6 protein-coding genes and 1 pseudogene are annotated in these 7122 nt (G+C 69.8%); 2 read left to right on the top strand and 5 right to left on the bottom strand.

Annotation, left to right across the window (positions count from 1 at the left end):
• A pseudogene (locus tag ACFXJ8_RS35790) lies at positions 1 to 1950 on the top strand (transcriptional regulator); the annotation flags it as partial.
• A 437-nt stretch (positions 1951 to 2387) separates the two neighbouring features.
• Here the strand turns inward: ACFXJ8_RS35790 and ACFXJ8_RS35785 are convergent.
• The gene (locus ACFXJ8_RS35785; RefSeq protein WP_379648658.1) at positions 2388 to 2882 is read right to left on the bottom strand and encodes a PepSY domain-containing protein; all 495 of its coding nucleotides are present in this window, start codon (positions 2880 to 2882) and stop codon (positions 2388 to 2390) included.
• Between the two features lie 293 nt (positions 2883 to 3175).
• Here ACFXJ8_RS35785 and ACFXJ8_RS35780 point away from each other — a divergent pair, with 293 nt between their 5' ends.
• Positions 3176 to 3367, top strand: coding sequence for a hypothetical protein (locus tag ACFXJ8_RS35780; RefSeq protein ID WP_379648656.1), 192 nt, complete (start codon positions 3176 to 3178; stop codon positions 3365 to 3367).
• Positions 3368 to 3484: 117 nt separating this feature from the next.
• On the opposite strand, the gene ACFXJ8_RS35775 is transcribed toward ACFXJ8_RS35780, so the two are convergent.
• The 4 genes from ACFXJ8_RS35775 to ACFXJ8_RS35760 are packed head-to-tail and all read right to left on the bottom strand — an operon-like array spanning position 3485 to position 7120.
• Positions 3485 to 4222 carry a PIG-L deacetylase family protein gene (locus ACFXJ8_RS35775; protein ID WP_379648654.1) on the bottom strand — a complete coding sequence of 246 codons (738 nt, stop codon included), beginning with the start codon at positions 4220 to 4222 and terminating at the stop codon, positions 3485 to 3487.
• Positions 4223 to 4225: 3 nt separating this feature from the next.
• Positions 4226 to 5407, bottom strand: a complete 1182-nt coding sequence (locus tag ACFXJ8_RS35770) for an ROK family protein (protein WP_379648653.1) — start codon at positions 5405 to 5407, stop codon at positions 4226 to 4228.
• On the bottom strand, positions 5407 to 6228 hold the full coding sequence (locus ACFXJ8_RS35765; RefSeq protein ID WP_379648651.1) for a carbohydrate ABC transporter permease: 822 nt from the start codon (positions 6226 to 6228) through the stop codon (positions 5407 to 5409). The genes ACFXJ8_RS35770 and ACFXJ8_RS35765 overlap by 1 nt, the downstream gene beginning before the upstream one ends.
• Before the next feature lies 1 nt (position 6229).
• Positions 6230 to 7120, bottom strand: coding sequence for a carbohydrate ABC transporter permease (locus ACFXJ8_RS35760; protein WP_379648649.1), 891 nt, complete (start codon positions 7118 to 7120; stop codon positions 6230 to 6232).
• Between the last annotated feature and the right edge of the window lie 2 nt (positions 7121 to 7122).

Below are 7122 nucleotides of genomic sequence, written 5' to 3'. Positions count from 1 at the left end.
CTCGGCGGCGGCCTCGGCATGCGGGCCCCGATCCTGGTCGTCGCCGCGTACCGCGCGGACGAGAGCGGGCACCTCACCGAAACGCTGGCATCCCTGGCGCGCGCCACGCCGCTGCGGCTCCCCCTGCCCGGCCTGGACGACGCGGCCGTCGCGCAGGTCGTACGGAATGAGTGTGAAGCCGACGACGAGACCGTCGCCGGAATCGCCGAGCGCACCGGCGGCAACCCGTTCTATGTGCGGGAGAGCGCGCGGCTGCTGAACGGAGAGGGCGCGCTGGTCGCCCTCTCCGAGGTCCCCGAGGGCGTACGGGACGTGCTGCGGCGGCGCCTCGCACGGCTGCCCGAGGCAGGCGTGGCCGTGCTGCGACTGGCCGCGGTCGCAGGCCGGGAAAGCTCAGTGGACGTCCTCGTCAAGGCCGCCGACACCGACGAGGACGGCGTGCTCAACGCACTGGACGCAGGCGTGATCGCCGGGCTCCTCGACGAGCCCGCCCCCGGACGCGTCCGCTTCGTCCACGCCCTCGTCAGGGAGACGCTCATCGCCGACCTCAGCCGCCTCCGCACCGCCCGCATGCACGCCCGGATCGCCGCCGCTCTTGAAGGCACCGACGACATCGCGGCGCTGGCCCACCACTACGCGCGCGCCGGCTCGCCAAAGGCCGTCGGCTACTGCGTCCAGGCCGCCGAGCTTGCCGAGGCCCGCTACGCCCACGACGTGGCGGCCGACCTCCTCACCGACGCCGTCACCAACTCGACCGGACCGGACGAACGCGTCGAATTGCTCGGCAGGCTGCTGCGCGCGCAGATCCGGGCGGGAGCCGTCGGAGCCGCCCGCGAGACACGCCGTGAAGCCGTGGAGTACGCAGAGTCCCTGGGCCGCGACGACCTGATGATCGCCGCATTCACCGCGTGGACAGAGCCGACCCCCTGGCAGGCCCGTACGTACGGCACAGTAGACCGGCCCATCGTCGACCGCCTGAGCCGCCTGCTGAAGCGCGATCTGACCCCTTCGGTGCGGTCCCGGCTCCTGACGGCGTACGCGGACGAACTGGTCGGCGAGGACGACCCGACCGTTCTGGAGGCAGCGCAGGAGGCACTCGACCTCGCCACCGGACCCCGGCTGCGGGCCGCGGCACTCCAGATCCTGGCCCGAGTCCACGGCGACGCCGAGCTCTGCCGGGAGCTCGTGGAGATCGGCACCGAGCACGACCTGCCGGTCTACCGCTTCACCGGGCTGCTCAACCATGCCTCCGTCGCCGCCGCCGCTAACGACCCGGTGACCATGCACCAGGTGATCACCGAGGCCCTGGAACTCGCGCGCACCTACCGAATGCGCGAGGCGATCGACGTCGCCGAGATCACGCTGGCGACCCTGGCGCTCATCGAAGGCCGATTCGGCGACGCCGAGCTCCTCTACCTCAAGGCCGACGAGGGCATGCGGCGCGCCGGATCGGTGCACGCCACGGGCTTTCTCCAACTCGCCCTGGCCACGATCTGGCTGAACGCCGGCACGCTCGGTGCGCACCTGGACGACGTGCGCGCCCTCCACGCCGCACTCGGCCCCATGACCTCCGACCTGCTCGCGCTCGCCCTCCACGCCAACGGCCTGGACGCCGAAGCCCGCGAGGTCCGCGCGTCACCCAGCCCGATCCGCCCCGACTTCTTCTTCACCTTCCTCACAACGTTGCGCGCGATGGCCATCGTCGCCTTGAACGACCGCGACGCCGCCGAGGAGATCTACGCGACGCTGCTTCCGCACCGCAACGGCCCCCCGGCGGGCGCCACGAGCCTGTCGGTGGCGCTGCGCCCGGTCGCCCACACCCTCGGCGAGCTGGCCCTCCTCCTAGGCCGCACCGAGGCCGCCGCCCACTTCACCCAGGCCGCCACCATCGCCGACCAATGGAACGCACCCCACTGGGCCGCCGAGGCCCGGTTGGAAACGACCACCTAACCGGTCTCCTTCACCACCTGGGCCCAGCGCCAGGTCCTCCTCGCGACCAACCCCGCCCGCCGCCTGGAGCGCCGCAAGAGCGTCCGCCGCGGCGACCGCGCCATCCCCGCCGCCCGCCTGGAGAAGCTGTTCACCGACCCCAAGCACGCCCTGCGGGAACGCCTGCTGTGGCGGCTCCTGTACGACACGGCCACCCGCGCCAAGCGTGCGCGTGCCGGATCCCGCGCCGGTCACGTGGATCTGGAACCTGCCGTGACTGCTCCAGCAGGCTGGCGAACTCGGCGACAATCGCCGAACCGTGAGCCTTTTCGACTCACCGCCGCAGCTCACCAGGGGTGACCCGCCAGCTGTGCAGAAGCGCGACCATGCTGGATCCGGAAGGGGTGCGTCGGCCCTGCTCAGGTGGTCTCGCGAAGCAGGTTGAAAGGCTCCGTGTGTCAGTTCTTGCGACTGTCGCTGACGATGGTGCCTTTGTCCGCGTCGACCTTCAGCTCGTGCTTGGTCCCGCTGGAGTCCACGACGTCAGCCTCCCAGACGGTGGCGCCCCGGTAGGTGTCCAGGTCGAGTTCGGTGATCCGACCTCCGGCCACGGCCGACTCCACCTTCTCGGCGGCCTGCGCGTAGTCGAGTTTGGCGCCCTGCAGCCGCTCGCGATGCTTGGCCCTGTCGGCCTCGTCCTCGGTCTTGGCGGTGGGGCCGCTGGCGATCCGGCCCGTCCCGGTCAGCACGTCCATCTCGTGCTCGGTGCCGTTGGCGTCGACCACCTGCACCTCCCAGAGCCGGCCGCCCTCCTCGGTCTCGATCGTGATCAGCGTAGAGCCGGGGACCGCGGCCGTCGCCGCCTCCCCCGCCCGCCGCAGATCGGCCCCGTCAGGCACGGCGCCCAGGACAGCTACGCCCAGCACCACGGTGCCGAAGAACTGTTTTGTCACGATTTTCCCGAACATATCGGGATGATTCCCCAAAACACCCGGCTCAGCTTCGCGTGACCGGATCCGTTGGCCGCCGCGTCGTCGAGCAGCTCGTCCAGGCCGGTCGGCCGGTGCGCGCCCTGACCCGCAACCCGGCGGTGGCCGCCGACGAACTCGGCCGGGCATCGACCCGTGCGCCCTCGATCGGGACCCTAGGCAGCACCCGGACCTCGTCTTCGGGATCGCGGACAAGCACGGGTCGGCGTCGACATCCACCTCCACGAGCCCGGAGACTCGGGTCGTTCAGCCTGCGATTGATCTTCGATCGGGTTCGCACGCTGGGGATGAACGGGCAGGTGACGGTCTCGCACGCCTTCACGCTCGCTACGTCGGCACCTGATCAGATCATGGCCCTGATTGGAGAAGCAGCGGAGCTCGACATCGCCTTCACGACGATCGCGCCAAGCGGCCACCTGCGGCGGATCCTCACCGCAAAGTGGGCGTGACCTGGCAGACCACCACGACATGCGCCCGGCGGGTTCGCCGGCCCGGTTGCGGGCCACCTACCACCGCTACAACGGCGTGATGCACATGATCGCCGCGCTCGATCGGCCACCGGCAGGCTAGATCAGCCGCCGTAGTTCCGCCGCGTCGGTCTGCCTGCCGTACGGCGCGAGCTGGAAGGTCTCCGGCCCCAGGAACTCCGACCAGTGCTTCTCCACGAAGGCCCGGCACGCGTCCACGTCGGCGACGGGAGGCACCTGGTCCAGGAGCCCCCGCTGGAACGGAGCGAACTCCAGGAACTGGGAGGCGTGCGCGAGGCAGGCGTCCAGCTTGGCCTGCGCCACCTCGGTCACGTCCACCACCACGTCGTCCCTGTGCATGGCGCGGGAGGCGTAGTCGGTCATCAACAGGCACACCGGCTGCCGGTCGAGGGCCGGCTTTCCGCATTCGACATTGCGGACGGTGACCAGTTCCACGGCCTGCTCGACCAGCTTTCCCGCGGCCCGGTTGTCGGGGTGGCCGGCGCTGTCGCCGTGCAGGGCGATCACCAGGTCGGGCCGCCACGCGCGGATCTCACGCATGACCCTCAACCGCAGCTCCACGGTGGGTTCGAGCAAACCGTCATGCACATCGAAGATCTCGTAGTCGACCACGCCAAGCGCTTCGGCTGCGCGCCACGCCTCCTCGGCCCTGCGACGGGCCAGCGGGGCGCGCTCAAGCTCGTGGTGTCCCGCGTCGCCGTTGGTGAGCGTCAGGAACTTCACCGCGTGACCGGCCCGGGCCAGCAGGGCAGATGTTCCTCCGGCGTAGATCTCGGGTTCGTCGGGATGGGCGGCGATTACCAGGGTGCGCAACATGTCTCAGCTTTCGTTAGGGGTACGGCCTGCCGTACCGGCCTGGAAGATCCGGTCGCGAGCCAGGTCAAGGGCATAGTGGACGGCGCCCTCCAGCACGGCGTTGCCGCTGACGCGGCTGACGGCGACGGCGACGGGCGCGAGGCCGGTGGGGGCGAGGAGCTCGTCGACGCAGGCGCGGAGTGGCTCACCCGCGGCGATGCAGAGCGGGCCGCCCAGGACCACCCTGCCGGGGTCGAGCACGCCGACGGCCGCCGTGACGCCCAGCGCGACCCGGGTGGCCACGTCGTCGAGGAAGCCGGTGGGGAGCTCGGCGCGCAGGAGCCGCGCGACCGCGTCCAGCGTGGGCTCGACGTCGAGGCCGTGCTCCCGCGCCAGCTCGGCCAGCGGAACCGTGCCGAGCAGCGCGCCGAGCGGGCCGCCGTCGGGGCCGTAGAGGCGTCCACGGCTGACCGGGTCGGGCACGATCACGGAGCCGACCTCGCCGCCGCGCCCGGTGACTCCGCGCCACAGCGCGCCGTTGAGCACGGCTCCAGCACCGACCCCGCTCCCGACCCAGAGGAGGACGAAACTGCTTCCTCTGTGCTCCTCCAACTCCCGGATGGCGACGAGGTTGACGTCGTTCTCCAGCCGGAACCGCTCCCCGCCAAGCCTGGAACGCAGGTCGCCGAGGTCGTCCAGGTGCGACCAGCCCGACAACTGCACGGCCTGGCGCAGCCGTTCACCCTCGGCGTCGACGATGCCCGGCACGCCCAGCACGATCTGGTCGAGGTCGTCGAGGGCGATCCCCGCGTCCACGGCCGCTGCCTCCACCGCGTCGGTGAGGAACTCCACGGCGTCGGTGCCCTCGCCGGGGGCGTGGGCGCGGAAACCACCCCTGACCTCCCCGATGAGGTTGGCGACCGTCACCTCGACCGCTCGCGCGGTCAGGTCCACCCCCGCCACCCAGGCGGCGGAGCCGTCCAGCTCCCACATCTGCGCCGCGGGGCCCGCAGGACCCGGCTTGGTGCCTGCCTTCCGCACGAGCCGCCCGTTCTCCAGGCGGCGCAGCACCTCAGCGGCCGAGGCCTTGGACAGGCCGGTGTGGAACTCCAGCTCGGCCCGGGTCAGTGTGCCGTGCTGGAGCAGCAGTTCCAGCGCCGCGCGTTCGTTGAGTGTGCGGAAGACGGTGGGGTTACCGGTGGACACTACTTCACGGCTCCTGATGTCAGCCCGGACTGGATATGTCGCTGGAAGACGATATAGACAACCACGACCGGCAGGACGGCCATGCTCAGCGCCGCGAACAGAGCCGGCCAGTCAGCCTCGTATCCGGCGATCGTGGAGATGTCCGCGATTCCCTGTGTGATGACCCACGTGCCCTTGTCGCCGGGCAGCAGCACCAGAGGCAGCAGGTACTGGTTCCACTGGCCCAGCACGTTGAAGATGGTCAGGCTGACCAGCCCGGGTTTGGCCATGGGCAGCATGACCTGAAAGAACGTGCGTGTATGCGAGGCACCGTCGATCATCGCCGCTTCCGCCACGGCGTCCGGTAGGCCCCGGAAGAACGAGGTCAAGAAGAAGACGGTGAAGGGCAGTGAGTACGCGATGTAAACCAGGACCAGGCCGACGTGCGTGTTGAGCAGGCCGAGCCCGTCGACCACGAAGAAGAGCGGCACCAGGGCCAGGAAGACGGGGAAAGCCATGCCGGACACGAACAGGAAGTAGATCAGCCGGTTGCCGGGGAACCGGTAACGGGCCAGCACGTAGGCGGCCATGGAGCTGAGCAGCATGGTGCCCGCGACACCGAAAAAGACGACGATGACCGTGTTGAGCAGATACCGCCCGATGCTGGCACGTTCCCAGGCTCGGGCCCAGTTGTCCCAACGCAGCTCGCCCGGTAGTTGCAGGGCGTCACCGAAGATCTCGCTGTTGCTCTTGAAGGAGGCGAGCAACGTCCAGGCGAGCGGGGCGATGATGAGCAACGCCCACACCGCGAGGACGGCCTGGGAAACGATTCTGCGGCCCATCTCAGTACACGATCCTCTCTCGCCTGGTGACCCGCATCGTCAGCGCGGCGAAGGTGAGGGTCAGGAAGAACAGCGCTACGCCGAGCGCGGAGGCGTAACCGAACCGCGAGTAGGCGAAGGCGTTCTTGTAGATCTCCATCGCCAGCACGGTGGTCGCTCCGTCGGGTCCGCCCTGCTCGATGGAGAGCACGTTGACCAGCGCGAACCCGTCGAACGCCGCGATGCCCAGGTAGATCCAGCCGACCTGGACCGTGTCCCACAGCAGCGGCAGCGTGATGGAGAAGAACATCCGCGTACGGCTCGCGCCGTCCAGCGAGGCGGCCTCGAACACGTCCTTCGGAATGGCCGCCATGCCAGCGGAGAACAGCACCACATAGAAGCCGACCCCCTGCCAGACCATGACGGCGATGATCGACCAGAGTGCGAGCTTCTGGTCGGTCAGCCAGCCGACGGGTTCCATGCCCAGCTCGGCCAGCGCGCCGTTGATCACGCCGCTGGAGTCGGGGCGGTAGACGGCCTTGAACAGCACACCGACCACCGCAACCGCGAGCACCTGCGGCAGGAAGAAGACCACCCGGTAGAAGCCGGACCCCGAGACTGGCCGGGTGCCGCCCGCCGCGTTCAGCAGGTAGGAGAACAGCAGCGCCAAGGCAACCGTGCCCAGCGGCATGGCGACGAGCAGGACCGCGTGGTTGCGTATCGCCTCCCAGAAGGTGTCGTTGCCGAACATCCGCCGGAAGTTGTCCAGCCCAACGTAGTCGAGGCCGGCCGACACTCCTCGCCAGTCGGTGAGCGCGATCTGGAATGCCTGGGCGTACGGGCTGATCACGAAGACCGCGTAGAGGACGATGGGGAGCACCAGGAACCCTGCGACGAAGCCGTGCCGCCGCATCG

The organism is Nonomuraea sp. NPDC059194 (assembly GCF_042754765.1).
Taxonomy (GTDB): Bacteria; Actinomycetota; Actinomycetes; order Streptosporangiales; family Streptosporangiaceae; genus Nonomuraea.
Note: the sequence above shows the minus strand (reverse complement) of the source record. Positions and strands in the feature narration are given on the sequence as shown.

Coding starts and splice junctions, on each gene's coding strand:
- ACFXJ8_RS35775 (WP_379648654.1), bottom strand. CDS start 4,222: ATGTTGCGCACCCTGGTAATCGCCGCCCATCCCGACGAACCCGAGATC.
- ACFXJ8_RS35765 (WP_379648651.1), bottom strand. CDS start 6,228: ATGGGCCGCAGAATCGTTTCCCAGGCCGTCCTCGCGGTGTGGGCGTTG.
- ACFXJ8_RS35760 (WP_379648649.1), bottom strand. CDS start 7,120: ATGCGGCGGCACGGCTTCGTCGCAGGGTTCCTGGTGCTCCCCATCGTC.